The sequence below is a fragment of the Streptomyces sp. JHA26 genome, assembly GCF_002005565.1.
Taxonomy (GTDB): Bacteria; Actinomycetota; Actinomycetes; order Streptomycetales; family Streptomycetaceae; genus Streptomyces.
The window spans coordinates 39,406-65,052 of sequence record NZ_BDJC01000023.1 but is presented as its reverse complement, the minus strand read 5'-3'; the positions used below and the strand labels follow the sequence as shown (position 1 = coordinate 65,052).

Here is a 25,647-nt window from a genome sequence, read left to right as displayed (position 1 = left end):
CGAAGAAGCGCCCGCCCCCGAGGTGCAGTCGGGGGACGGGCGCTTCGCCGTGCCGGGCGCGTGCCGGGGCCGGGCGGCCCGCCGGCCTACGCCCGAGACCGGTGGGCCACGTACGCCAGCGTGCCCAGCAGCAGCCGCGCCGCCGGCGGCTTCGTCGCCGAGTCGAGGGCCGGCGGACGCAGCCAGCGCACCGGGCCGAGACCGCCGCGGTCCGAGGGCGGGGCCGTGACGTGCGTACCGGGGCCGAGCCCGTGCAGGTCGAGCGAAGCCGGATCGTCCCAGCCCATGCGGTAGAGCAGCCGGGGCAGCTCGGCGGCGGCACCGGGGGCGACGAAGAAGTGGGCCCGGCCCTCGGGGGTCGCCGCGACCGGCCCCAGAGGCAGGCCCATGCGCTCCAGCCGCGCCAGTGCCCGGCGCCCGGCGGCCTCGGCCACCTCGATCACGTCGAACGTCCGCCCCACCGGCAGCATCACCGCGGCACCCGGGAACTCGGCCCAGGCCGCGCCCGCCTCGTCCAGCGTCGATCCGGCCGGCAGCTCGGGCGCGAAGACCAGCGGATGCGCGCCCGGCGCCGGACAGTCGCGCCGGCCGCAGGAACAGGCACCCGCGGCGGCCCGCGCCCCCGGCACCACGTCCCAGCCCCACAGTCCCGTGAACTCGGCCACCGCGGTGACCTCCGAGGCGCGGCCGCGACGGCGCGCGCCGGACCGGACGTCGCGCGCGCCCCGACTGGTCCCGATGCCGATCGTGAAGCCCATGCCCCCTCCAACGGGTCCGACGCAGCGACGGTTACGCAGCGGACGTCATACGTGACTCTGAGTTGCCTCTGTGTTTCCCACTCCCCGGTCCGGTGCGTTTCAGGCAGCGCCCGGAGGCATTCCGGGGGGCGTGCCCGATGGTGCGCGCCCCGACGAGCACCGTTGCACCACCTCGTGGTCGGCCTGTGTCAAGTGAATCGTGCGCAGGCCACCGGTAGTTCATCCGAAGGGGTGGCGAATGGTGGCGATTCCCGCATCACCATGGCAGGGCCAGTGATCGTGGTATTACTTTGTGTGCATGGAGCCTTGGGGCACATGCACTTGTGGGTATGCCGGAGGCAACTCGGTATTCCGTTCGGAGGGTGGCGTACGCCGGACGGAGGGGCCGGGTCACCGGCATTCTGATAAGGCTTGGCGCACTCGGCGACAGGTGGTCTCAGGGATGGGGGCGTTCCAGTGAGCGGCAACGGCGAAGGCGGCACGGGCGCGAGTAGCGCGACGCACGCTGACAAACGCCCCAACGAGCTGCTCACCTCGTGGTTCGCGCGCAGCGGCTGGTCCAAGGGCGAGCTCGCCCGGCAGGTCAACCGCCGGGCCCGCCAACTGGGCGCCAACCACATCTCCACGGACACCTCGCGCGTACGCCGCTGGCTCGACGGCGAGAACCCGCGCGAACCGATCCCCCGGATCCTGTCCGAGCTGTTCTCCGAACGCTTCGGCGTCGTCGTCTCCGTCGAGGACCTGGGCCTGCGCGCCACCCGCCCGTCGCCCTCCGTGACCGGCGTCGACCTGCCCTGGACGGGCCCGCAGACCGTGGCCCTGCTCAGCGAGTTCTCGCGCAGCGACCTGATGCTGGCGCGGCGCGGCTTCCTCGGGAGCTCGCTGGCCCTCTCCGCGGGCCCGTCCCTCATCGAACCCATGCAGCGCTGGCTCGTCCCCTCGCCGCCGGCCTCCCCGTCCGAACGCGACACGGCACCCGCCACGCGTGCGCGCGGCCGGCTGTCCCGGCCGGAGCTGGAGCTGCTGGAGTCCACCGCCGTGATGTTCCGCCGCTGGGACGCCCAGTGCGGTGGCGGCCTGCGCCGCAAGGCGGTCGTCGGCCAGCTGCACGAGGTGACCGACCTGCTCCAGGAACCCCAGACGGAGACCACCCGCGCCAAGCTCTTCAAGGTCGCCGCCGAGCTCGCGGAACTGGCCGGCTGGATGTCGTACGACGTCGGACTCCAGCCGACCGCGCAGAAGTACTTCGTCCTCGCCCTGCACGCCGCCAAGGAGGCCGGCGACCGGCCGCTCGGCTCCTACATCCTCTCCAGCATGAGCCGCCAGATGATCCACCTCGGCCGGCCCGACGACGCCCTGGAACTGATCCACCTCGCGCAGTACGGCAGCCGGGACTGCGCCAGCCCGCGCACCCAGTCGATGCTGTACGCGATGGAGGCCCGCGCCTACGCCAACATGGGCCAGCCCGGCCGCTGCAAGCGGGCGGTGCGCATGGCCGAGGACACCTTCACCGAGGCCGACGAGTGGGACGAGCCGGACCCCGACTGGATCCGCTTCTTCTCCGAGGCCGAGCTGTACGGCGAGAACAGCCACTCCTTCCGCGACCTCGCCTACGTGGCCGGCCGCAGCCCCACCTACGCCTCCCTGGCCGAGCCGCTGATGCGGCGGGCCGTGGAGCTCTTCGCCAAGGACGAGGAACACCAGCGTTCCTACGCGCTCAACCTGATCGGCATGGCCACCGTGCACCTGCTGCGGCGCGAGCCCGAGGAGAGCACCGTCCTCGCCACCGAGGCCATGGCCGTCGCCAAGAAGGTCCGCTCCGAACGCGTCAACACCCGCATCCGCAAGACCGTCGACACGGCCGTACGCGATTTCGGTGACCTGGCAGAGGTCACGGACCTCACCGCACGGCTCGCCGCCGAACTGCCCGAGACCGCCGAAGCGGTCTGACCACCCACAGCCCCCGGCCGCGGCCGGCCCTCCCGAACTGCCCGACTCGGCTCCCCCATGCCAGGTCACTCGGAAGGCCGCCGCGGCCGGGCTTTCTTCTGCGCCCGGGCCGGCGCCGCTCCCGCGGGGGCGCTCGCTCGACGGTTGCGGTGATCGCCGGAAGGCCGCATCGCGGTGATCGGCGACCCGGCTGTTCACTCACGCGTAACACGCACGGCGCCTTCGTCACGGTGGCGAAACAACGTGGGGCGCCCAACGAAACGGCGCTGCGCCAATCTCATGGCGCATAACCGACCCACCCCTCATGCCGCTCAGGCTTCGCCCGCACGGGGCCGTACAACGACGAGGAGACGCCGATGGCTCCAGCCATCACGCTCGCCGCGGAGACACAGCTCTCCGCCGCCAACACGGGATTCATGCTCATCTGCTCCGCCCTGGTGATGCTCATGACCCCGGCCCTCGCCTTCTTCTACGGGGGCATGGTCCGTGTCAAGAGCACTCTGAACATGCTGATGATGAGCTTCATCAGCCTCGGCATCGTCACCGTGCTGTGGGTGTTGTACGGCTTCTCCATGGCCTTCGGGACCGACTCCGGCAGCATCATCGGCTGGAACTCCGACTGGGTCGGCCTCAGCGACATCGGCCTGACCGAGCTGTGGGACGGCTACACCATCCCCGTCTTCGTCTTCCTGGTCTTCCAGATGATGTTCGCCGTCCTCACCCCCGCGCTCATCAGCGGCGCCCTCGCGGACCGCGTGAAGTTCACGGCCTGGGCGCTGTTCATCGCCCTGTGGGCCACCGTCGTCTACTTCCCGGTCGCCCACTGGGTCTGGGGCGCGGGCGGCTGGGCCTTCGAACTGGGCGTGATCGACTTCGCCGGCGGCACGGCCGTGCACATCAACGCCGGTGCCGCGGCGCTCGGCGTGATCCTCGTCATCGGCAAGCGGATCGGCTTCAAGAAGGACCCGATGCGCCCGCACAGCCTGCCGCTGGTCATGCTCGGCGCGGGCCTGCTGTGGTTCGGCTGGTTCGGCTTCAACGCGGGCTCCTGGCTCGGCAACGACGACGGCGTCGGCGCGCTGATGTTCGTCAACACCCAGGTCGCCGCCGGCGCGGCCATGCTGGCCTGGCTCGCCTACGAGAAGATCCGCCACGGCGCCTGCACCACGCTGGGCGCCGCCTCCGGCGCCGTCGCGGGCCTGGTCGCCATCACCCCGGCCGGCGGCGCCGTCTCCCCGCTCGGCGCGATCGCCGTCGGTGCGATCGCCGGTGTGCTGTGCGCCATGGCCGTCGGCCTGAAGTACCGGCTCGGCTACGACGACTCCCTCGACGTCGTCGGCGTCCACCTCGTCGGCGGCATCGCCGGCTCCCTGCTCGTCGGCCTCTTCGCCACCGGCAAGGGCCAGTCCGACGTCCAGGGCCTGTTCTACGGGGGCGGACTGGACCAGCTCTGGAAGCAGTGCGCCGGCGTCTTCGCCGTCCTCGCCTACTCTCTGGTCGTCTCCGCGGTCCTGGCGTTCGCCCTGGACCGGACGATCGGCATGCGGGTCCCCGAGGACGACGAGGTGAGCGGCATCGACCGGGCTGAGCACGCCGAGACCGCCTACGACTTCAGCGGCGCCGGCGGCGGCGCCGCCCGGACCGCCGCACCGGCCGCGCAGGCCCCGAGCAAGAAGGTGGACGCATGAAGCTCATCACCGCCGTCGTCAAGCCGCACCGGCTCGACGAGATCAAGGAGGCCCTCCAGACCTTCGGGGTCCACGGCCTCACCGTCACCGAGGCCAGCGGCTACGGCCGCCAGCGCGGCCACACCGAGGTCTACCGCGGCGCCGAGTACACCGTCGACCTGGTACCGAAGGTCCGCATCGAGGTACTCGTCGAGGACGACGACGCCGACCAGCTGATCGAGGTCATCGTCAAGGCCGCCCGGACCGGCAAGATCGGCGACGGGAAGGTCTGGTCGGTCCCGGTCGACACGGCCGTACGGGTCCGCACCGGCGAGCGCGGCCCCGACGCGCTCTGAACCAGGACGACGGAACAGGAGCCGCCGGGTGACGCACACCGAACCGACCGAAGAAGCAGGGAAATCGGGACCCGGCACCTACGCGGCGGCCCGGCTGCGCCTCCTCACCGAGGAGGCGCGGTCCGGGCCGCCGCGCCGTGCGGCCCTCGCCTCACTCACCGACGACTGGCTGGCGGGCCTCTTCGGCGCGGGCACCGGGGGACGCGCGGGGGTGTCGCTCGTCGCCGTCGGCGGCTACGGACGCGGCGAGCTGTCCCCGCGCAGCGACCTGGACCTGCTCCTGCTGCACGACGGCCGCGACGACGAGGCGGTCGCCGCCCTCGCCGATCGCCTCTGGTACCCCGTCTGGGACCTGGGGCTCACCCTCGACCACTCCGTACGCACCCCCCAGGAGGCCCGGAAGACGGCGGGCGAGGACCTGAAGGTCCACCTGGGCCTGCTGGACGCCCGCCATCTCGCGGGCGACCCGGGACTGACCGCCGCCCTGCGCACCACCGTCCTCGCCGACTGGCGCAACCAGGCCCCCAGGCGCCTCCCCGAGCTCCGGGAGCTCTGCGCCGAGCGGGCCGAACGCCAGGGCGAGCTGCAGTACCTGCTCGAACCCGACCTCAAGGAGGCCCGCGGCGGCCTGCGCGACGCCACCGCCCTGCGCGCCGTCGCCGCCTCCTGGCTCGCCGACGCCCCCCGCGAGGGCCTCGCCGACGCCCGGCGCCGCCTGCTCGACGTACGCGACGCGCTCCACCTGGCGACGGGCCGGGCGACCGACCGGCTGGCCCTCCAGGAGCAGGACCAGGTGGCGGCCGAGCTGGGCCTGCTGGACGCCGACGCACTGCTGCGGCAGGTCTACGAGGCGGCACGCGTCATCTCGTACGCCGGCGACGTCACCTGGCGGGAGGTGGGGCGCGTACTGCGCTCGCGGTCCGTGCGGCCCCGCCTGCGCGCCATGCTGGGCGGCAAGCAGACCGTCGAACGCTCCCCGCTCGCCGAGGGCGTCGTCGAGCAGGACGGGGAGGCGGTGCTCGCCCGCACCGCACGCCCCGAACGCGACCCCGTGCTCCCGCTGCGCGCCGCGGCCGCCGCCGCGCAGGCCGGACTGCCGCTCTCCCTGCACGCCGTACGGCGCCTGGCGGCCACCGCGCGCCCGCTGCCCGCGCCCTGGCCCGCCGAGGCGCGCGAACAGCTGGTGACGCTGCTGGGCTCCGGACGGCCAACCGTGGACGTGTGGGAGGCCCTGGAGGCCGAGGGGCTGGTCACCCGGCTGCTGCCCGACTGGGAGCGGGTGCGCTGCCGCCCGCAGCGCAACGCCGTGCACCTGTGGACCGTCGACCGGCACCTCATCGAGACCGCCGTCCGCGCCTCCGCGTTCACCCGCCGCGTGCACCGGCCCGACCTGCTGCTGGTCGCCGCGCTGCTGCACGACATCGGCAAGGGCTGGCCCGGCGACCACTCGCTGGCGGGGGAGACCATCGCGCGGGACATGGCCACCCGCATCGGCTTCGACCACGCCGACGCCGCCGTCCTCGCCACCCTCGTACGCCACCACCTGCTGCTCGTCGAGACGGCCACCCGGCGCGATCTGGACGACCCGGCCACCGTCCGCGCGGTCGCCGGGGCGGTCGGCACCCAGGGCACCCTGGAGCTGCTGCACGCCCTGACCGAGGCGGACGCCCTGGCCACCGGGCCGGCCGCCTGGTCGGCCTGGCGCGCCTCCCTCGTCGCCGACCTGGTCAAACGCGTCTCGGCGGCCCTCGCCGGGGAGCCGCTGGAGGAACCCGAGGCCCCGGCGCCCACCGCCGAGCAGGAACGGCTCGCCGTCGAGGCGCTCCGCACGGGCGGCCCGGTGCTGTCCCTGCGGGCCCAGACCGAGCCGCCGGCCACCGAGCAGGAACCCCTCGGCGTGGAGCTGCTCATCGCCGTGCCCGACCAGGCGGGCGTCCTCCCCGCCGTCGCCGGTGTCCTGGCCGTGCACCGTCTGACCGTCCGCACGGCCGAGCTGCGCTCCCTGCCGTTGCCGGACGGCGTCGAGGGCTCCGTCCTGCTGCTGGCCTGGCGGGTCGCCGCCGAGTACGGCTCCCTGCCCCAGGCCGCCCGGCTCCGGGCCGACCTGGTCCGGGCCATGGACGGCTCCCTGGACGTCGCGGGCCGCCTCGCCGAACGGGACGCCGCCTACCCGCGCCGCCGGGGCGTGGTCCCGCCCCCGCCCCGGGTGAGCGTCGAGCCGGCCGCGTCCCGCCACGCCACGGTGATCGAGGTCCGCGCCCAGGACGCACCCGGCCTGCTGTTCCGCATCGGACGGGCACTGGAGGGCGCCGGGGTGCGGGTGCGCAGCGCACACGTGTCGACGCTGGGCTCCAACGCGGTGGACGCCTTCTACGTCACCGGACCCGAGGGGGAGCGGCTGCCCCTGGAGGAGGCGGCGGACGTGGCGCGCGCGCTGGAGGACGCGCTGCGGGGGTGACGCGGCCCCCGCGGCACGCCTCGCGCACACCGAACACGGCGGGCGGGGACGAATGCCTTGCGTGGCCGGATACCCTGGAAGACGCTCAGACTGCCCCCGACCCCGAGGACCGACGCCGCCGTGTTCGACACTCTTTCCGATCGCCTCTCAGCGACTTTCAAGAACCTGCGCGGCAAGGGACGGCTCTCCGAGGCGGACATCGACGCCACGGCCCGCGAGATCCGCATCGCGCTCCTCGAGGCCGACGTGGCCCTGCCCGTCGTGCGCGCCTTCATCAAGAAGGTCAAGGAGCGCTCCCTGGGTGCCGAGGTCTCCAAGGCGCTCAATCCCGCCCAGCAGATCGTCAAGATCGTCAACGACGAGCTGATCACCATCCTGGGCGGCGAGACCCGTCGTCTGCGCTTCGCCAAGCAGCCGCCGACCGTGATCATGCTCGCGGGTCTGCAGGGTGCCGGTAAGACCACCCTGGCGGGCAAGCTCGGCAAGTGGCTCAAGGACCAGGGACACTCCCCGCTCCTCGTCGCCTGCGACCTCCAGCGCCCCAACGCCGTCAACCAGCTGAGCGTCGTCGCCGAGCGCGCCGGCGTCGCGGTCTACGCGCCCGAGCCGGGCAACGGCGTGGGCGACCCGGTCAAGGTCGCCCAGGACTCCATCGAGTTCGCCAGGACCAAGGTCCACGACATCGTGATCGTGGACACCGCCGGCCGCCTGGGCATCGACCAGGAGCTGATGCAGCAGGCCGCGGACATCCGTGACGCGGTCCACCCCGACGAGATCCTCTTCGTCGTCGACGCGATGATCGGTCAGGACGCGGTCAACACCGCCGAGGCCTTCCGCGACGGCGTCGGCTTCGACGGCGTGGTGCTGTCCAAGCTCGACGGCGACGCCCGCGGTGGTGCGGCCCTGTCGATCGCCTCGGTGACCGGCAAGCCGATCATGTTCGCCTCGAACGGCGAGAAGCTGGACGACTTCGACGCCTTCCACCCGGACCGGATGGCCTCCCGCATCCTCGACATGGGTGACCTGCTCACCCTGATCGAGCAGGCGGAGAAGACGTTCAGCCAGGAAGAGGCCGAGAAGATGGCCTCCAAGCTGGCGTCCAAGAAGGGCCAGGACTTCACCCTGGACGACTTCCTGGCCCAGATGGAGCAGGTCCGGAAGATGGGCAGCATCTCGAAGCTGCTCGGCATGCTGCCCGGCATGGGGCAGATCAAGGACCAGATCAACAACCTCGACGAGCGGGACGTCGACCGTACCGCCGCGATCATCAAGTCGATGACGCCGGGCGAGCGCCAGGACCCGACGATCATCAACGGCTCGCGCCGCGCCCGTATCGCCAAGGGTTCCGGTGTCGACGTCAGCGCGGTGAAGGGCCTGGTCGAGCGGTTCTTCGAGGCCCGCAAGATGATGTCCCGCATGGCCCAGGGCGGCGGCATGCCCGGGATGCCGGGGATGCCGGGCATGGGCGGCGGCCCGGGCCGGCAGAAGAAGAAGCAGAAGCAGGCCAAGGGCAAGCAGCGCTCCGGCAACCCGATGAAGCGCAAGCAGCAGGAGCAGGAGGAGGCCGCCCGGCGCGCCGCCGCGGCCGAGGGCGGCAACGCCTTCGGACTGCCGCAGCAGGGCGGCAAGGACTTCGAGCTGCCGGACGAGTTCAAGAAGTTCATGGGCTGACGCCGTGGTCCCTGTGTCACCGGGGGCGTCCCGCGCAGCGGCGTGGGGCGCCCCCGGTGACGTACACCCGCATGCCCACGGGGCCTTCCTGTCGTAACGTCCCGGTATGACCAACCCCTCCCCGCCGCGCAAGGCCCCCGAGCCGCCCTGGCGCACCGAGGGCACGCCCGACGAGCGGCCGAAGCCTCCGTCCGGCGGACGCAGGATGCGCGGTGGCTGGTGGAACCTGGTCCTCGCCGCGCTGGTCGTCTACCTCGTCGCCAACCTGGTGCTGTCGTTCTTCAACGAGGGCGACGAGCCGACGATCTCCTACACCGAGTTCAGCAAGCAGGTCGACGAGGGCAACGTCAGCAAGATCTACGCCAAGGGCGACGCGATCCAGGGCCAGCTGAAGAAGGCCCGCGACGATCCCGAGGGCGACGGGACGTACACCAAGTTCACGACCGAGCGGCCGACCTTCGCGGACGACCGGCTCTGGGCGGATCTGACCGAGCACGACGTGACCGTCACGGCCGAGCCGGTGGTCCAGCACCGCAGCTTCCTGGCCAACCTGCTGATCTCGCTGGCCCCGATGCTGATCCTGGTCGTCCTGTGGGTCGTCGTCGCGCGGCGGATGCGCGGGGCGATGGGCGGCGCGGGCGGCATGCTCGGCCGCAAGGCGCCGCCCAGACCGGTCGAGCTGGAGGCGGGCGAGTCGCGCACCACCTTCGCGGACGTGGCCGGCATCGACGAGGTCGAGGGCGAGCTCAACGACGTCGTCGACTTCCTGAAGAACCCCGGCGCCTACCGCCGGATGGGCGCCAGGATGCCCCGGGGCGTCCTGCTGACCGGCCCGCCCGGCACCGGGAAGACGCTGCTCGCGCGCGCGGTGGCCGGCGAGGCGGGGGTGCCGTTCTTCTCGGCGTCGGCGTCCGAGTTCATCGAGATGATCGTGGGCGTGGGCGCCTCCCGGGTGCGGGAGCTGTTCGCCGAGGCCCGCAAGGTGGCGCCGTCGATCATCTTCATCGACGAGATCGACACCATCGGCCGGTCCCGGGGCGGCGGCTCCGGCATGGGCGGCCACGACGAGCGCGAGCAGACCCTGAACCAGATCCTCACGGAGATGGACGGCTTCTCGGGCGCCGAGGGCGTCATCGTCATCGCCGCCACCAACCGCGCCGACATCCTCGACCCGGCCCTGACCCGCCCGGGCCGCTTCGACCGGGTGGTCAGCGTCTCGCCGCCGGACAGGAGCGGCCGGAAGGCCATCCTGGAGATCCACACCCGCGAGATCCCGCTCGCCCCGGACGTCGACCTCGCCCAGGTCGCCCGTACGACGCCGGGGATGACGGGCGCCGAGCTGGCCAACCTCGCCAACGAGGCGGCCCTCCTCGCGGTCAAGCGGAAACAGGACCGGGTGACGCAGGCGAACCTCTCCGAGGCCCTGGAGAAGGTCCAGCTCGGCGCCGAACGCCCGCTGGTGATGCCCGAGGAGGAACGCCGGCGCACCGCCTACCACGAGAGCGGACACGCCCTGCTGGGCATGCTGCAGCCGGGCGCCGACCCGGTACGCAAGATCACCATCGTGCCGCGCGGACGGGCGCTCGGCGTGACGCTGTCGACGCCGGACGCGGACAAGTACGCGTACACGGAGGAGTACCTGCGGGGCCGGATCATCGGCGCGCTCGGCGGCATGGCGGCCGAGCAGGTCGTGTACGACGTGATCACGACCGGTTCGGAGAGCGACCTCGAACAGGTCACCCGGATCGCGCGCGGCATGGTCGGCCGCTGGGGCATGAGCCCACAGGTCGGCCGGCTCTCCGCGCTGCCCGGCGACGCCCAGCAGGCCTACGGACTGGCCGCCGCCCCGGGCACCCTGGACGCCATCGACGACGAGATGCGCCGGGTCGTCGACGAGTGCTACGCGGAGGCCGTCCGCAAGCTGCGCGACCACCGCGGGCAGCTCGACGCCCTCGCCGAGGCGCTGCTGGCCAACGAGACGCTGGACGAGGCGGACGCCTACCGGATCGCCGGGATCACCCGGCTGACGAAGGACGACCCGCAGGCCTGAGTCCCCCCCGCCCCCGCACCCGGTGAGGTCCGGGGTGGGGGGGGCGGACGGGGCGAGCCGCGGCGCGGTGGGACCGTCAGCGCGTGCGGGCCACGAGGTACCGGAACACGTTCGGCATCCACACCGTCCCGTCCGGCCGCCGGTGGGGATGCAGGGCCTCGGCCAGCTCCTTGTCCACCTGTTCCTGGCCGGCGGCGGCGATCGCCGCGTCGAACAGCCCCGTCGACAGCAGCCCGCGCACCGCGCTGTCGACGTCGGCGTACCCGAACGCGCACGCCACGCGGCCGGACCCGTCGGGGGCGAGTCCGGTCCGGCGGGCGACCTCCTCCAGATCGTCGCGCAGGGCCGGGCGCCAGCTGCCCGCGCCGCGCAGCGGATCCGCCAGCTTGGTGGCCACCCGCAGCACGGACGTCGTGGCGCACCGTTCCGGCGGGCCCCAGCCCGCCAGCACCACGGCCGCGCCCCGCGCGGCGAGCGGCGTCGCCTGCGCCAGCAGCTCGCCCAGGCCCTCCGTGTCGCCCGCGAGGCATCCGATGGGCTCGAAGGCGGTCACCAGGGTGAACGCGGGCGCCGACGGGTCCTGCGCGTCACGGGGGACCCCGTCGACGATCCGGGCGTCCGCACGCGCGGGTGCGTCCTGCGCCGCGGGCGCCTCGGGCAGCAGCCGCTGCCGTGCGAGGGCCAGGCGCTCCGGGGAGCCGGAGTCGACGCCGGTCACGGCCGCGCCCCGCGAGGCGGCCATCAGCAGGGCCAGCCCGGAACCGCAGCCCAGTCCCAGCATCCGTGTGCCGCCGCCGACGTCCAGTCGCTCGTAGACGGCCTCGTAGAGCGGTACGAGCATCCGCTCCTGTATCTCGGACCAGTCACGCGCGCGTGCATCCAGGTCCACGGCGGGCGTCGCCCTCGCGTGGGACGAGTGCTGCCGCACGAGCGTAGGTGTCATAGGAAAGTGCCCCAATCGCCGACCGTTGCCGATGTGCCCGGTTCCATGGCCCCCGTGCAGTGCGCTCGCACTCCCCCCGTATGTCAGGTAACTCCGGGCTCGCCGTGACGTCCAGTGGTGGAGAGGGCCGCTTTGCCCGATCCCCGCCCGAGTGGCGAGATTTCACTTCCCGGCAACGTGCGCCCGGCCGCGCGGTACGCCCGGTGGTCCCTTCCCGGGCCCCGTGGCGGATGGCCTGATCGTGTCGGTCGGTGATGACAACGGGTGGCGGCCGGGCCGCGGAGGCCGTTTCGGCCAGGACCGGCGGACCCCGCGGCCGCCCCCCGGACGCCGGGAACGGCCGCGGGGCGGGGCGGTGCCGCACGCCGTCGGCCGACCCGGTAACGTCGGGCCCGTCGACACGCCCGCTCGGACGGCGTCCCTCCGTTCCGACGGCGGCCGAAACGCCCCTTGCGCGTCCGCGAGCCCCACGCACCCCGGCGCGTGGACGGGGGCTACGCGCCGGCGCGTACGCCGGACTACGCACCAGCTTGGTACGAGCTGTGAGGCTTCTCCGCAGATCAGCGCACCCGCCCTCGTCGGGACGCATCAGCGGCAACTGACGGGTACGTGCAAATTATTTGGGATGCCCCGGAATAGGAACACAGCGGCACCCCGGCTCGTTGTCATTACGTGAGCACGACACCACCTGTTCTCGCCGCAGAGCTGGCGCAGGCGTGGGCCGACATTCAGCGGCACCACCCCGAGCTGCCCGATCTTGCCGCGCCCGAGTCCCTGATCGGAGAGTCGTCGTCCGCCTGCGGGCACGAACTCTCCTTCGAACGACTGCTTCACGAGGCAGTCCACGGCATCGCCGCCGCGCGCGGAGTGCGCGACACCTCCCGCGCCGGCCGCTACCACAACCGACGATTCCTCGCGATCGCCGAGGAGCTGGGCCTGGACCACCCCGAGGAGCCGCATCCCAGCAGCGGCTTCTCGCTGGTCACGCTCACCCCCGAGGCGAAGCGCCGCTACCGTCCGACGATCGAACGCCTCCAGCGCGCGCTGAAGGCACACACCGCCGCCACCGCGACCGACACGGCCCGCAGCTTCCGCGGCCCGGCCGCCCGCCACGGCTCCTCCGGGGGCGGGGTACGGGTGAAGGCGGTCTGCGACTGCGGGCGCAACGTCCGGGTCGTCCCGTCGGTCCTGGCGCAGGCCCCGATCGTGTGCGGCGGCTGCGGCAAGCCGTTCCGCATCGTGGAGGCGGTGGGCGCGGCGGCGGGCTGACGGGCCGGCTGCTCGTGGCGGCCGGACCGTGGAGCAGTGCCCCCGGTCGGGAGGGTCGGCGGCGTGTGGCAGAATGGCTAGCTGTACTCGACAGCCGAACAGGACCCCTCTCTCCTCCGGCTGACGCGTCCGTCGGGCACTCGGGTACCGCAACCCCACGCGGCTCTCTCGCCGTGCCCAACCACGTCAATCCAGGAGAATCCACTCCCGTGGCAGTCAAGATCAAGCTGAAGCGTCTGGGCAAGATCCGTTCGCCTCACTACCGCATCGTCGTCGCCGACTCCCGTACCCGCCGTGACGGCCGGGCCATCGAGGAGATCGGCAAGTACCACCCGACGTACAACCCGTCGGTGATGGAGGTCGACGCCGAGCGCGTGGCGTACTGGCTCGGCGTCGGCGCCCAGCCGACCGAGCCCGTGCTCGCCATCCTGAAGAAGACCGGCGACTGGCAGAAGTTCAAGGGCGAGCCCGCCCCGGCGCCGCTGCTGCAGCCGGCCGAGAAGTCGGCCCGTCCGTCCTTCGAGGCGCTCGGTGGCGACGACGAGGGCAAGGGTGAGGCCATCACCCCGAAGAAGAAGGCCGACAAGAAGGACGAGGCCGCGGCCGAGTCCGAGTCGACCGAGGCCTGAGCATGCTCGAGGAGGCTCTCGAGCACCTCGTGAAGGGCATCGTCGACAACCCTGACGATGTGCAGGTCGCCTCGCGCGACCTGCGCCGCGGACGCGTGCTCGAGGTCCGGGTCCACCCGGACGACCTCGGCAAGGTGATCGGCCGCAACGGCCGCACCGCACGCGCCCTGCGTACCGTCGTGGGCGCCATCGGCGGCCGCGGTGTCCGCGTCGACCTCGTCGACGTGGACCACGTCCGCTGACGCTTCGCAACGCAGCACCGGCTCGGGCCGGGGAAGGCCACTGGGCCGTCCCCGGCCCGCAGTCGTATGACAGGAGATCAAGCACAGTGCAGCTGGTAGTCGCGCGCATCGGCCGCGCCCACGGGATCAAGGGCGAGGTCACCGTCGAGGTCCGCACCGACGAGCCGGAACTGCGGCTCGGACCCGGTGCCGTACTGACCACCGACCCCGCCTCCGTCGGACCGCTCACCATCGAGACCGGACGGGTCCACAGCGGACGCCTCCTGCTGCGCTTCGCCGGGGTGAGCGACCGCACCGCGGCCGAGGCGCTGCGCAACACCCTCCTCATCGCCGACGTCGACCCCGACGAGCTGCCCGAGGAGGAGGACGAGTACTACGACCACCAGCTGATCGACCTCGACGTGGTGACCGGGGACGGCAAGGAGGTCGGCCGCATCACCGAGATCTCCCACCTGCCCACCCAGGACCTGTTCGTCGTGGAGCGCCCCGACGGCAGCGAGGTCTACGTGCCCTTCGTGTCCGAGATCGTCACCGAGATCGACCTCGAGGAGCAGCGCGCGGTCATCGACCCCCCGCCGGGACTGATCGACGACCGGGCCGAGATCGCCTCCTCCCGCGGTGAGGACGCCGGCGCATGAGGCTCGACGTCGTCACGATCTTCCCCGAGTACCTCGACCCGCTGAACGTCTCCCTCGTCGGCAAGGCACGCGCGCGCGGGCAGTTGAACGTCCACGTGCACGACCTGCGCGACTGGACCTACGACCGGCACAACACCGTCGACGACACCCCGTACGGCGGCGGCCCCGGCATGGTGATGAAGACCGAGCCGTGGGGCGACGCGCTGGACTCCGTCCTGGCCGACGGCTACGAGACGGGCTCCGGCGAGCCCACCCTCATCGTGCCGACGCCCAGCGGTCGGCCCTTCACCCAGGAACTCGCCGTCCGCCTCTCCGAGCGCCCGTGGCTGATCTTCACGCCCGCCCGCTACGAGGGCATCGACCGCCGCGTCGTCGACGAGTACGCGACCCGGATGCCCGTCCACGAGGTGTCCATCGGCGACTACGTCCTCGCCGGCGGCGAGGCGGCCGTCCTCGTCATCACCGAGGCCGTGGCACGGCTGCTGCCCGGCGTCCTGGGCAACGCCGAGTCCCACCGGGACGACTCCTTCGCCCCCGGCGCCATGGCCGGCCTCCTGGAAGGCCCCGTCCACACCAAGCCGCCCCTGTGGCGCGGGCGCGGCATCCCGGACGTGCTGCTCAGCGGCCACCACGGCAGGATCGCCCGCTGGCGCCGCGACGAGGCCCTGCGGCGCACCACCGCCAACCGGCCCGACCTGATCGAACGGTGCGACCCTAAGGCCTTCGACAAGAAGGACCGCGAGATGCTCTCCATCCTGGGCTGGGAGCCCGACCCGGACGGGGAACCGTACGGCCGATTTTGGCGCAGGACGCCGGGCGTGGAACAATAGGCCGCTGTTGTGCGTCCGTCCGGAGCGCGCCCCTGCCACAGGGGGACACGACGCCCGTCCCGACCCGCACAGCCCTGATTCCGACACACCTAGTTTCCGTTGATGACCTGTGGCATCAGCGAGGAAAGCAGACGAAATGTCTCACCTGCTCGACACCGTCGACGCCGCGTCGCTGCGCAGCGACATCCCGGCCTTCCGTCCCGGCGACACCGTCAACGTGCACGTCCGCGTCATCGAGGGCAACCGCTCCCGCGTGCAGCAGTTCAAGGGCGTGGTCATCCGCCGCCAGGGTGCCGGCGTGCGCGAGACCTTCACGGTCCGCAAGGTCTCCTTCTCCGTCGGCGTCGAGCGCACCTTCCCGGTGCACACCCCGATCGTGGAGAAGATCGAGCTCGTCACCCGCGGTGACGTCCGTCGCGCCAAGCTGTACTACCTGCGCGAGCTGCGCGGCAAGGCCGCGAAGATCAAGGAGAAGCGCGAGAGCTGAGCGCACTCCGAGGTCCACGGCGGAGCCGGATAACATCTGGCTCCGATGGACACCGAAGCACAGCCCACGGAGCGCGACCGCTCCTCCCGCCCCTCCGGCGCCGAGCAGACCTCGGACCCGGCGGGTCCGGAGGACCGGTCGCGTTCCGCGTTCTCGGCGTGGCTCGCCGACTGGGTGCCGGGCGGGCGGATCACCGTGACCCTGCTCGTCCTCCTGCTGTTCCTGCTGCTGCTCAGCACCTTCGTGCTGCGGCCGTTCCAGATCCCGAGCGGATCCATGGAGCGAGGATTGAGGATCGGCGACCGGGTTCTCGTGAACAAGTTGGCGTACCGTTTCGGTGACCGGCCGCGGCGGGGCGACGTCGTCGTCTTCGACGGCACCGGGTTGTTCGGGCACGGCGACTACATCAAACGCGTTGTCGGTGTGGGCGGGGACCACGTGGTGTGCTGCGACAAGGAGGGGAGGGTCCGGGTGAACGACCTTTCGGTCGACGAGTCGGCGTTCCTGTACCCCGGCGACCGTCCGTCCACCGTGTCCTTCGACGTCGTGGTGCCCGACGGCACCCTCTTCGTCCTCGGCGACCACCGCGGCGACTCCAGCGACTCCCGCGACCACCTGGGCTCGCCGGGCGGCGGCATGGTCCCGGTGGACGAGGTGATCGGCCGCGCCGACTGGATCGTCTGGCCCTTCGGCCACGCCACCCACCTCGACCGGCCGGACGCCTACGCGCGCGTGCCCGCACCGGCGCCGGCCGCCGAGGGCGCCGATGGGTAGCCGGGGCAGGCCGCGCGGTGCGCCCAGCAGCCCCGCGGAGGACCTCCTGCCCACCGGGACCCGGCGCGCCACCGCCCCGTCCGGCGGCCGGTCCCGTGCCGAGCGGCGCAAGCTCCAGCGCAAGGTCAAGCGGCGCCGCCGGCGCAGCGCCGTCAAGGAGATACCGCTCCTCATCGGCGTCGCCGTCCTCATCGCGCTGGTCCTGAAGACCTTCCTCGTGCAGGCCTTCGTCATCCCGTCGGGCTCGATGGAGCAGACGATCCGGATCGGCGACCGGGTCCTGGTCGACAAGCTCACCCCCTGGTTCGGCTCCAGGCCGGAGCGTGGGGACGTCGTCGTCTTCCGCGACCCCGGCGGCTGGCTCCAGGGCGAGCAGACCGTCAAGAAGGACGACCCCGTCGTCGTCAAGCAGGTCAAGGAGGGCCTCGCCTTCATCGGCCTGCTGCCGTCCGACGACGAGAAGGACCTCATCAAGCGGGTCGTCGGCGTCGGCGGGGACCACGTCACGTGCTGCGACGCCCAGGGGCGGATCACCGTCAACGGCGTCCCCCTGAACGAGGACTACCTGTACCCCGGCGACGTCCCCTCCACGACGCCGTTCGACGTCACCGTGCCCGAGGGACGGCTGTGGGTGATGGGCGACCACCGGTCCAACTCCGCCGACTCCCGCGTCCACCAGGACACCGACCACGGCACGGTCTCCGAGGACGAAGTGGTGGGGCGGGCCATGGTGATCGCCTGGCCGTTCGATCACTGGATCACTCTGGACGAACCGAAAACGTACGCGTCCGTGCCCGACTCGGCCTCCGGTTCGGCCGCTGCCCCCGCGCCGTCGCATAGGGTTGCCCCCGACGATCCGAACGCAATGATTCAACTCCCGACCCCTGCGGAACTCCCGCTCGTTATGGGAGTGGTGGGCCTGCGCCGTGCACGGGGCAGGCGGTGGCAGAGAGTAAGGAGTTGGCGTGGGGGATGTGGCGGTTGGCGCACGGTCCGGTCACGACGGCGAGGAACGCCCGGAACGCCCCGCGGAAGCGGCCGGCCCGCCCTCGGACGACGCCCGGGCCTTCGCGCACGACTCCGGGACGGTCGAGGACGGCAGGGTGACGGACGAACAGAACGGGGCCGAGGACGAGGGAGTGGGCGGGACCCCGCCCACGGCACGTCCGGCGGCCAAGAAGCAGCGTTCCTTCTGGAAGGAACTGCCGATCCTCATCGGCATCGCGCTGGTGCTCGCGCTGCTGATCAAGACCTTCCTGGTGCAGGCGTTCTCGATCCCGTCCGCATCGATGCAGAACACCCTCACGGAGGGTGACCGGGTCCTGGTCGACAAGCTCACCCCCTGGTTCGGCTCGGAGCCCGAGCGCGGCGAGGTCGTCGTCTTCCACGATCCCGACCAGTGGCTGGCGGGCGAGCCGACGCCCGAGCCGAACGCGCTGCAGACGGTCCTGAGCTGGATCGGCCTGATGCCGTCCGCGGACGAGAAGGACCTGATCAAGCGCGTCATCGGAGTCGGCGGCGACACGGTCGAGTGCAGCGGCACGGGCCCGCTCAAGGTCAACGGCATGGCGCTCAACGAGCCGTACGTCTACCCCGGCAACACGCCGTGCAGCGACGACGGCCAGGGCGGCCGGTTCAAGGTGAAGGTCCCCGAGGGCTCCATCTGGGTCATGGGCGACCACCGGCAGAACTCCGCGGACTCCCGCTACAACCAGTCGGACAAGCACGGCGGCATGGTCCCCGTGAAGGAGGTCATCGGCCGCGCCATCGTGGTCGCCTGGCCGGTCAACCACTGGGACACCCTGCCGGTCCCGGAGACCTTCGACCAGGACGGTCTGAAGAACCCGCCGTCGGCCGCCGCAGCGCTCACGGTCGCACCCGAGGGCCTCGCCCTCGCCGGTGTCCTCCCGGTCGTCTGGTGGCGCCGCAGGCGGACCGCCCCCGCCGAGACCCGCTGAAGCGGCGCGGCCCCCGTCCCCCCGGGCCGGCCGGTCCCCGGCGCCGGGAGGGGCTGCCCCGTTCGGGTACCGCCCGGTAGGGTGCGGATCCATGGGTGGCGAGAGCACGACACGTACGGCCCCGCACGGCGGCGGCTCGAGCAGGGCCCCGGCGGCCGGCAGGACCGGGCAGCGGCTGTCCGGCATCGCCGTGGCGCTGGGCCTGGTGCTGTTCCTCGGCGGGTTCGCCTGGGGAGCGGTGGTCTACCGGCCCTACACCGTGCCGACCAGCTCCATGACGCCGACGATCCACGCCGGTGACCGGGTGCTGGCGCAGCGCATCGACGGCGGCGACGTCCGCCGCGGCGACGTCGTCGTCTTCAAGGACGCCACCTGGGCCAACGCCCCCATGGTCAAGCGCGTGGTCGCCGTCGGCGGGGACACCGTCTCCTGCTGCCAGGAGGGCAAGCTCAAGGTCAACGGCAAGGTGATCGACGAGCCCTACCTGCCCGCCGGCACGCCTGCCGAGATCACGAACTTCCCGACCGTGACCGTCCCCGAGGGCCGCCTGTTCCTGCTCGGCGACGAACGCGACACCTCCGTCGACTCCACCGCCCACCTCACCGACGCCGCCGGCGGGACCGTGGCGCGCGGTGCCGTGGACGCCCGCGTGGACGCCGTCGTGTGGCCCATGAACGGCATGCTGGAGCGACCGACGGGCTTCGAGGCGCTGGGCGGCCTCTCCTCGCCGGGCCCGCTGCGCACGGTCGTCGCCCTGGTGATCGCCGGAGCCGTCCTGATCCTCGGCGGCGCCGCGTACGGCCCGATCGCCAAACGGACCGCCGCCTCCCGCGCCCGGACCGGTACGGAGCCCACCGGTGGCCGCTGAGACGCCGGCGGACCGGGACACCCACGAGGTCGGGCTGCGCAAGGTCGCCCGGGTGGTGCTGCTCGACCCCGAGGACCGCATCCTGCTGCTGCACGGCCACGAGCCGGACGACCCGGTCGACCGCTGGTGGTTCACCCCCGGCGGCGGTGTGGAGGGCGACGAGACCCACGAGGAGGCCGCCCGGCGGGAACTCGAGGAGGAGACCGGCATCACCGACGTCGAACTCGGTCCCGTGCTGTGGCGGCGCCGGTGCTCCTTCCCGTTCGCGGGCCGTCGCTGGGACCAGGACGAGTGGTACTACCTGGCCCGCACCACGCAGACGACGATCCGGGCCGCGGGCCTGACCGAGCTGGAGCGGCGCAGCGTCGCCGGAGCGCGCTGGTGGACGTGTGCGGAACTGACCCGCGCGCATGAGACGGTGTATCCGACCAGACTCGCCGAGCTGCTGCGCACGCTGCTCGACGAGGGTCCCCCGGCCGGACCGGTGACCCTGGACACCGAAATCGTCTAAGGGAGCACGGGACTGGCGCACAATGGGGGGATCGCACGGCTGAAGGGGAACATGCCATGAGCGCCGAGGACCTCGAGAAGTACGAGACCGAGATGGAGCTCAAGCTCTACCGGGAGTACCGCGATGTCGTCGGTCTGTTCAAATACGTGATCGAGACCGAGCGACGCTTCTACCTCACCAACGACTACGAGATGCAGGTGCACTCGGTCCAGGGCGAGGTGTTCTTCGAGGTCTCCATGGCCGACGCCTGGGTGTGGGACATGTACCGGCCGGCCCGCTTCGTGAAGCAGGTGCGGGTGTTGACGTTCAAGGACGTGAACATCGAGGAGCTGAACAAGAGCGACCTGGAGCTTCCCGGCGGGTGACGGGGTTTTCCACAACCGGTGAGTAGTTCACCGTGCGTGACGGGATCCGTCCGTCTGCGTGATCGTTGGCGCCGGAGGTGGTGCCGACATGAACGCACGAGGTGCGCTGGGAAGGTACGGCGAGGCGCTCGCCGCACGCCGGCTGGGCGAGGCCGGACTGACGGTCCTGGAACGCAACTGGCGCTGCGGCAGGACGGGTGAGATCGACATCGTCGCGCGGGACGGCGACGTCCTGGTCGTCTGCGAGGTCAAGACCCGCAGGGGCGGCGCCTTCGAGCACCCGATGGCCGCGGTGACCCCCGGCAAGGCGGAGCGACTGCACCGGCTCGCCGAGCGCTGGATCCAGACCCACGGGGGAGCCCCGCCCGGAGGCGTCCGCATCGACCTGGTGGGTGTGCTCCTGCCGCGGCGCGGCGCGCCGGTCGTCGAGCACGCGCGGGGGGTGGCGTGATGGGGTTCGCGCGTACCTGCTCCGTGACGCTGGTCGGCGTCGAAGGCGTGGTGGTCGAGGTCCAGGCCGACCTCGAACCGGGCGTGGCGGCCTTCACCCTGGTGGGGCTGCCGGACAAGAGCCTGACCGAGAGCCGGGACCGGGTCCGGGCGGCGGTGGTGAACTCGGGCGCCCAGTGGCCGCAGAAGAAGCTGACGGTGGGGCTCAGCCCGGCCTCGGTGCCCAAGAGCGGCAGCGGGTTCGACCTGGCGGTCGCCGCGGCCGTGCTCGGTGCCGCCGAACGGATCGACCCGCGGACGCTGGCCGACCTCCTGATGATCGGGGAACTGGGCCTGGACGGACGGGTGCGGCCGGTGCGCGGCATCCTGCCGGCGGTCCTGGCCGCGGCGGAGGCCGGATACGAGCAGGTGGTCGTGCCCGAGTGCGCCGCTGCCGAGGCGTCCCTGGTGCCCGGTGTCTCCGTCCTCGGCGTGCGCAGCCTGCGCCAGCTGATCGCCGTCCTCGCCGACGAACCCGTGCCGGAGGAGGAGCAGGACCGGCAGGGCGGGCCCGACCCCTTCACGGCCGGCCTGCGCATGCCCGGCACGGACGCGGCCACGGGGACGCACGGCGTGGGCGCGGCCCAGCGCGACCACGGGCACGACCTCGCCGACGTCGTCGGCCAGACGTCGGCCCGCACGGCGGTGGAGGTCGCGGCGGCCGGCGGGCACCACCTTCTCCTGGAGGGGCCGCCCGGGGCCGGCAAGACCATGCTCGCCGAGCGGCTGCCCGCCGTCCTGCCCCGGCTGGACCGGGAGGCGTCGCTGGAGGTCACCGCGGTGCACTCGGTGGCGGGCCTGCTACCGCCGGGCAGACCCCTCATCGACGTCGCCCCCTACTGCGCGCCGCACCACTCCGCCACGATGCAGGCCCTTGTCGGCGGCGGCCCCGGCGTGGCCCGGCCCGGCGCCGTGTCGCTCGCGCACCGGGGCGTCCTGTTCCTGGACGAGACCCCCGAGTTCAGCAGCCATGCCCTCGACGCGCTGCGTCAGCCGCTGGAGTCCGGGCACGTCGTCATCGCGCGCAGCGCGGGCGTGGTGCGGTTTCCGGCGCGCTTCCTGATGGTGCTGGCCGCCAACCCCTGTCCGTGCGGGCTCTTCTCGCGGAAGGGCGACCTGTGCGAGTGCTCGCCCTCGTCGATCCGCCGCTACCAGGCCAGGCTGTCCGGCCCGCTGCTCGACCGGGTCGACCTCCGCGTCGAGGTGGACCGGGTCACGCGCAGGGAGCTCGCGGGGGACGGAAGCCGGGGCGACTGCACCGCGACGGTCGCCGACCGGGTGCGCGGGGCGCGTGAACGGGCCGCCGCCCGACTCGCCGGCACCCCGTGGCGCTCGAACAGCGAGGTGCCCGGACGGGAGCTGCGCAGCCGCTGGCTCGCCGCGCCCGGCGCGCTGGACGACGCGGAACGCTGCCTGGAACGCGGCGTGCTCACCGCACGGGGCCTCGACCGGGTCCTGCGCGTCGCCTGGACCGTCGCGGACCTCGTCGGCCACGACCGGCCCGACGCGAGGGACGTCGCCCTGGCGCTCCAGCTCCGCACGGGGGTGCCGCGCGGCGTTCCCATGGCGCTGGGGGCACTGACGTGAACGGGAAGGAGAGGGCGGCCGGGAACGGCCGGCCCGGCCGGGAGGACGACGGCGTGGACGGGAACGGCGGCGGCAGCACGGGGGACGGCGCGGGCGGCGTGGACCGGGGGGAACGGGCAGGTGACGAGACCGCGGAGGGCGAGCGGCTCGGGCGGGTCTTCCTCACCCGGGTCATCGAGCCCGGCGACGAGACCGGCGGACGGTGGGTGCGGGAACGCGGGGCCGCGGGGGTGGCGCGGCGGCTGCGCGAGGGCGGACGCCCCCTGCCGGGGGTCAGCGGGAAACGGTGGGCCGGGCTCCGCGCCCGGGCCGCCCGGGCCGACCCGCGCGGGGACCTCGCCGTCGCCCGGGCGGCCGGGGTGCGGTTCGTGGTGCCCGGCGACGCCGAGTGGCCCCGGCAGCTCGACGACCTGGGGGACGCCCGGCCCCTCGGACTGTGGGTCCGCGGCCGGCCCAGCCTGCGCATGTGGGCGCTGCGGTCGGTGGCGGTCGTGGGCGCCCGCGCCTGCACCGAGTACGGCGCCCACATGGCGGCCGTCCTCGCCGCCGGCCTCGCCGAACGCGGCTGGGTCGTGGTGTCCGGCGGGGCCTACGGCGTCGACGGCGCCGCCCACCGGGGTGCCCTCGGCGCGGGCGGCGCCACCGCGGCCGTCCTCGCCTGCGGCGTCGACCGTCCCTACCCGCCCGGACACACCGGGCTGATCACCAGGATCGCGGAGCAGGGACTGGTCGTCGGGGAGCTGCCGCCGGGCGACCACCCGACACCGAGCAGATTCGTCCTGCGCAACCGCGTGATCGCCGCGCTCACCCGGGGCACCGTCGTCGTCGAGGCCGCCCTGCGCAGCGGTTCGCTGGTCACGGCACGCGCGGCACAGCGCCTGGGCCGGCACACCATGGGCGTGCCCGGGCCGGCCACCAGCGGTCTCTCCGCGGGAGTGCACGAGCTGCTGCGCGGCGACGCCGTACTCGTCACCGACGCCGCGGAGGTCGTCGAACTGGTCGGCGACATGGGTGAGCTGGCCCCCGACCGGCGAGGCCCGGTGCTGCCCACCGACCTGCTGGAACCTGGGGCCCGGCAGGTGCTGGCCTGGCTCCCGGCGCGGGGGACGGCGGTGGCGGCCGACGTCGCGCGCCGCGCACAGACCACCGAGGACGACGCGGTCGCGAGACTGTACGAGCTTCGAGCACTGGGTTACGTCGAACGACATGGCGACGGCTGGAAGTTGACACGCCAGGCGATTATCTCGGTCCGCGGGGGCCGGAGCCCGTGCTGACCGAGCGTGTTCGGCCGTCCGGGGGAAGCCCGACGCCCTTGGGGATTCCCGCAGTTGGGGGATTCGAATGACCACGCTGAGCGATCGGCATCCCCCCTGTGGGGCGTCCAGCGGAACGTATCTGCGTACGATCTCCCGGCCGTTCTTCGCACACCGCGACAGTCCAGTCACGCTACGCTCACGATGCCCCCGCGCAGGCAGGCGACCACAGGCGACAACCAGACAACAGACCGGCGGCCTCTCCTCAGGCACACCACATCACGGCAGAACGGCACAAGGCGACGAATGCCCCAGCACACCTCCGGGTCCGACCGGGCGGCGCTCCCCCCAGCCGCCCGCGACGGTGGCAGCGTGCGACCGCCCGCCCCCTCGACGCTCGACGAGCTGTGGCGGTCGTACAAGGCGACGGGGGACGAGCGGCTGCGGGAACAGCTGATCCTGCACTACTCGCCCCTGGTGAAGTACGTGGCGGGCCGGGTGAGCGTGGGGCTCCCGCCCAACGTCGAGCAGGCGGACTTCGTCTCCTCCGGGGTCTTCGGACTGATCGACGCCATCGAGAAGTTCGACGTCGACCGGGAGATCAAGTTCGAGACGTACGCGATCACCCGGATCCGGGGCGCGATGATCGACGAGCTGCGCGCGCTGGACTGGATCCCGCGCTCCGTGCGGCAGAAGGCGCGGAGCGTGGAGCGGGCCTACGCGACGCTGGAGGCGCGGCTGCGGCGGACCCCGTCGGAGAGCGAGGTGGCCGGCGAGATGGGGATCGCGGTGGAGGACCTCCACGCGGTCTTCAGCCAGCTGTCGCTGGCCAACGTCGTGGCCCTGGAGGAGCTGCTGCACGCCGGGAGCGAGGGCGGGGACCGGCTCAGTCTCATGGACACCCTGGAGGACACCGCCGCCGACAACCCGGTGGAGGTCGCCGAGGACCGGGAACTGCGGCGGTTCCTGGCGCGGGCGATCAACACGCTGCCCGAACGGGAGAAGACCGTCGTCACCCTGTACTACTACGAGGGACTCACCCTCGCCGAGATCGGCAACGTGCTGGGCGTGACCGAGAGCAGGGTCAGCCAGATCCACACCAAGTCCGTGCTGCAGCTGCGGGCGAAGCTGGCGGCGTTCGGCCGCTGACCTGCCCCGACGGCCCCCGTTCGGCCGCGCCGGCGGTCACGCGGGCGGACGGGTGACTCCCGTCCGGACGAACGCCTCCGTACAGTGGTGGCGTGCCAAGGATTCGAGCGGCCTCCGTGGCCGAGCACCGGTCGATGCAGCGTGCCGCCCTGCTGGACGCGGCACGCTCCCTGCTGTCCGACGGCGGGACGGAGGCGCTGACCTTCCCCGCCCTCGCCGAGCGGACGGGGCTTGCCCGTTCGTCCGTCTACGAGTACTTCCGGTCGCGGGCGGCGGTCGTCGAGGAGCTGTGCGCCGTCGACTTCCCCGTCTGGGCGGCGGAGGTCGAGGCGGCGATGGAGCGTGAGACGACACCCGAGGACAAGGTCGAGGCGTATGTGCGCCGGCAGCTCGACCTGGTCGGGGACCGGCGGCACCGGGCCGTGGTGGCCATCTCCGCGAGCGAACTGGACGCCGGGGCCCGCGAGAAGATCCGGGCGGCGCACGGCGGCCTGGTCGCGATGATCGTCGAGGCGCTGGGCGAGATGGGGCACGGGCAGCCGCGGCTGGCGGCGATGCTGCTCCAGGGCGTCGTGGACGCGGCGGTGCGGCGGATCGAGCTCGGAGCGGCCGAGGAACCGGCGGTGGTCACGGAGGCGGCCGTCTCCATGGCGCTGCGAGGCGTCCGGGGCTGACCGCCCGGGACCGTCGAGGACCCGGCACGCACCGGGTGCCCGGCGGCGTGTCCCCGGCCGGGCGCACGGCC

Annotated in this window: 24 protein-coding genes and 1 pseudogene; 23 read left to right on the top strand and 2 right to left on the bottom strand. The window is 72.8% G+C overall.

What is annotated here, in order from left to right:
- Positions 1-86: 86 nt before the first annotated feature.
- Positions 87-758: a bifunctional DNA primase/polymerase gene (locus tag JHAT_RS16295; RefSeq protein ID WP_077798904.1), complete on the bottom strand. Its 672-nt coding sequence runs from the start codon at positions 756-758 to the stop codon at positions 87-89.
- A gap of 456 nt (positions 759-1,214) precedes the next feature.
- Here JHAT_RS16295 and JHAT_RS16290 point away from each other — a divergent pair, with 456 nt between their 5' ends.
- From JHAT_RS16290 to ftsH, 6 genes are all read left to right on the top strand, one after another.
- Positions 1,215-2,708, top strand: coding sequence for a hypothetical protein (locus JHAT_RS16290; RefSeq protein WP_077798903.1), 1,494 nt, complete (start codon positions 1,215-1,217; stop codon positions 2,706-2,708).
- A 356-nt stretch (positions 2,709-3,064) separates the two neighbouring features.
- On the top strand, positions 3,065-4,396 hold the full coding sequence (locus JHAT_RS16285) for an ammonium transporter (protein WP_077798902.1): 1,332 nt from the start codon (positions 3,065-3,067) through the stop codon (positions 4,394-4,396).
- Entirely contained in the window at positions 4,393-4,731 is a 339-nt protein-coding gene (locus JHAT_RS16280) for a P-II family nitrogen regulator (RefSeq protein ID WP_077798901.1), read from the top strand. Before JHAT_RS16285 ends, JHAT_RS16280 begins: the two co-directional genes overlap by 4 nt.
- 28 nt (positions 4,732-4,759) lie before the next feature.
- On the top strand, positions 4,760-7,189 hold the full coding sequence (locus JHAT_RS16275) for a [protein-PII] uridylyltransferase (RefSeq protein ID WP_077798900.1): 2,430 nt from the start codon (positions 4,760-4,762) through the stop codon (positions 7,187-7,189).
- Positions 7,190-7,309: 120 nt separating this feature from the next.
- The gene (gene ffh / locus JHAT_RS16270) at positions 7,310-8,860 is read left to right on the top strand and encodes a signal recognition particle protein (protein ID WP_077798899.1); all 1,551 of its coding nucleotides are present in this window, start codon (positions 7,310-7,312) and stop codon (positions 8,858-8,860) included.
- Between the two features lie 106 nt (positions 8,861-8,966).
- A complete protein-coding gene (ftsH, locus tag JHAT_RS16265; RefSeq protein WP_077798898.1) occupies positions 8,967-10,910 on the top strand; it encodes an ATP-dependent zinc metalloprotease FtsH in 1,944 nt (647 codons plus the stop codon).
- Positions 10,911-10,986: 76 nt separating this feature from the next.
- On the opposite strand, the gene JHAT_RS16260 is transcribed toward ftsH, so the two are convergent.
- Positions 10,987-11,853 carry a class I SAM-dependent methyltransferase gene (locus JHAT_RS16260; protein WP_077798897.1) on the bottom strand — a complete coding sequence of 289 codons (867 nt, stop codon included), beginning with the start codon at positions 11,851-11,853 and terminating at the stop codon, positions 10,987-10,989.
- A gap of 672 nt (positions 11,854-12,525) precedes the next feature.
- On the opposite strand from JHAT_RS16260, the gene JHAT_RS16255 reads away from it, so the two are divergent.
- The 17 genes and pseudogenes from JHAT_RS16255 (at position 12,526) to JHAT_RS16175 (ending at position 25,576) form a co-directional block, all read left to right on the top strand.
- The gene (locus tag JHAT_RS16255) at positions 12,526-13,122 is read left to right on the top strand and encodes a hypothetical protein (protein WP_077798896.1); all 597 of its coding nucleotides are present in this window, start codon (positions 12,526-12,528) and stop codon (positions 13,120-13,122) included.
- Positions 13,123-13,331: 209 nt separating this feature from the next.
- On the top strand, positions 13,332-13,751 hold the full coding sequence (gene rpsP, locus JHAT_RS16250) for a 30S ribosomal protein S16 (protein ID WP_077798895.1): 420 nt from the start codon (positions 13,332-13,334) through the stop codon (positions 13,749-13,751).
- 2 nt (positions 13,752-13,753) lie between these two features.
- Positions 13,754-13,993 carry an RNA-binding protein gene (locus JHAT_RS16245; protein ID WP_005479813.1) on the top strand — a complete coding sequence of 80 codons (240 nt, stop codon included), beginning with the start codon at positions 13,754-13,756 and terminating at the stop codon, positions 13,991-13,993.
- Between the two features lie 86 nt (positions 13,994-14,079).
- Positions 14,080-14,631 (top strand): ribosome maturation factor RimM, encoded by a 552-nt coding sequence (rimM, locus tag JHAT_RS16240; RefSeq protein WP_077798894.1) that lies wholly within the window; start codon positions 14,080-14,082, stop codon positions 14,629-14,631.
- Complete coding sequence (trmD, locus tag JHAT_RS16235; RefSeq protein WP_077798893.1) at positions 14,628-15,461, top strand: tRNA (guanosine(37)-N1)-methyltransferase TrmD; 834 nt, start codon at positions 14,628-14,630, stop codon at positions 15,459-15,461. Before rimM ends, trmD begins: the two co-directional genes overlap by 4 nt.
- A 136-nt stretch (positions 15,462-15,597) precedes the next feature.
- Positions 15,598-15,948: a 50S ribosomal protein L19 gene (gene rplS / locus JHAT_RS16230; protein ID WP_077798892.1), complete on the top strand. Its 351-nt coding sequence runs from the start codon at positions 15,598-15,600 to the stop codon at positions 15,946-15,948.
- Positions 15,949-15,993: 45 nt separating this feature from the next.
- Positions 15,994-16,722 carry a signal peptidase I gene (lepB, locus tag JHAT_RS16225; RefSeq protein ID WP_077798891.1) on the top strand — a complete coding sequence of 243 codons (729 nt, stop codon included), beginning with the start codon at positions 15,994-15,996 and terminating at the stop codon, positions 16,720-16,722.
- Positions 16,715-17,794 (top strand): annotated as a pseudogene (gene lepB / locus JHAT_RS16220) (signal peptidase I); the annotation flags it as partial. The gene lepB (JHAT_RS16225) and the pseudogene lepB (JHAT_RS16220), both read left to right, overlap by 8 nt.
- Positions 17,688-18,680: a signal peptidase I gene (gene lepB / locus JHAT_RS16215; protein WP_253195510.1), complete on the top strand. Its 993-nt coding sequence runs from the start codon at positions 17,688-17,690 to the stop codon at positions 18,678-18,680. The pseudogene lepB (JHAT_RS16220) and the gene lepB (JHAT_RS16215), both read left to right, overlap by 107 nt.
- A gap of 91 nt (positions 18,681-18,771) precedes the next feature.
- On the top strand, positions 18,772-19,548 hold the full coding sequence (gene lepB / locus JHAT_RS16210; protein ID WP_077798888.1) for a signal peptidase I: 777 nt from the start codon (positions 18,772-18,774) through the stop codon (positions 19,546-19,548).
- Complete coding sequence (locus JHAT_RS16205) at positions 19,538-20,059, top strand: NUDIX hydrolase (RefSeq protein WP_077798887.1); 522 nt, start codon at positions 19,538-19,540, stop codon at positions 20,057-20,059. Before lepB (JHAT_RS16210) ends, JHAT_RS16205 begins: the two co-directional genes overlap by 11 nt.
- A gap of 56 nt (positions 20,060-20,115) precedes the next feature.
- Positions 20,116-20,424, top strand: a complete 309-nt coding sequence (locus JHAT_RS16200) for a DUF2469 domain-containing protein (protein WP_003965949.1) — start codon at positions 20,116-20,118, stop codon at positions 20,422-20,424.
- An 88-nt stretch (positions 20,425-20,512) separates the two neighbouring features.
- Positions 20,513-20,875, top strand: a complete 363-nt coding sequence (locus tag JHAT_RS16195; RefSeq protein ID WP_171990918.1) for a YraN family protein — start codon at positions 20,513-20,515, stop codon at positions 20,873-20,875.
- Positions 20,875-22,500, top strand: a complete 1,626-nt coding sequence (locus JHAT_RS16190; protein ID WP_077798885.1) for a YifB family Mg chelatase-like AAA ATPase — start codon at positions 20,875-20,877, stop codon at positions 22,498-22,500. Before JHAT_RS16195 ends, JHAT_RS16190 begins: the two co-directional genes overlap by 1 nt.
- A 98-nt stretch (positions 22,501-22,598) precedes the next feature.
- Complete coding sequence (gene dprA, locus JHAT_RS16185) at positions 22,599-23,774, top strand: DNA-processing protein DprA (RefSeq protein WP_107481942.1); 1,176 nt, start codon at positions 22,599-22,601, stop codon at positions 23,772-23,774.
- A 285-nt stretch (positions 23,775-24,059) separates the two neighbouring features.
- Positions 24,060-24,902: an RNA polymerase sigma factor WhiG gene (gene whiG, locus JHAT_RS16180; protein ID WP_077798883.1), complete on the top strand. Its 843-nt coding sequence runs from the start codon at positions 24,060-24,062 to the stop codon at positions 24,900-24,902.
- A gap of 116 nt (positions 24,903-25,018) precedes the next feature.
- Complete coding sequence (locus JHAT_RS16175; protein WP_077798882.1) at positions 25,019-25,576, top strand: TetR/AcrR family transcriptional regulator; 558 nt, start codon at positions 25,019-25,021, stop codon at positions 25,574-25,576.
- Positions 25,577-25,647: the final 71 nt, after the last annotated feature.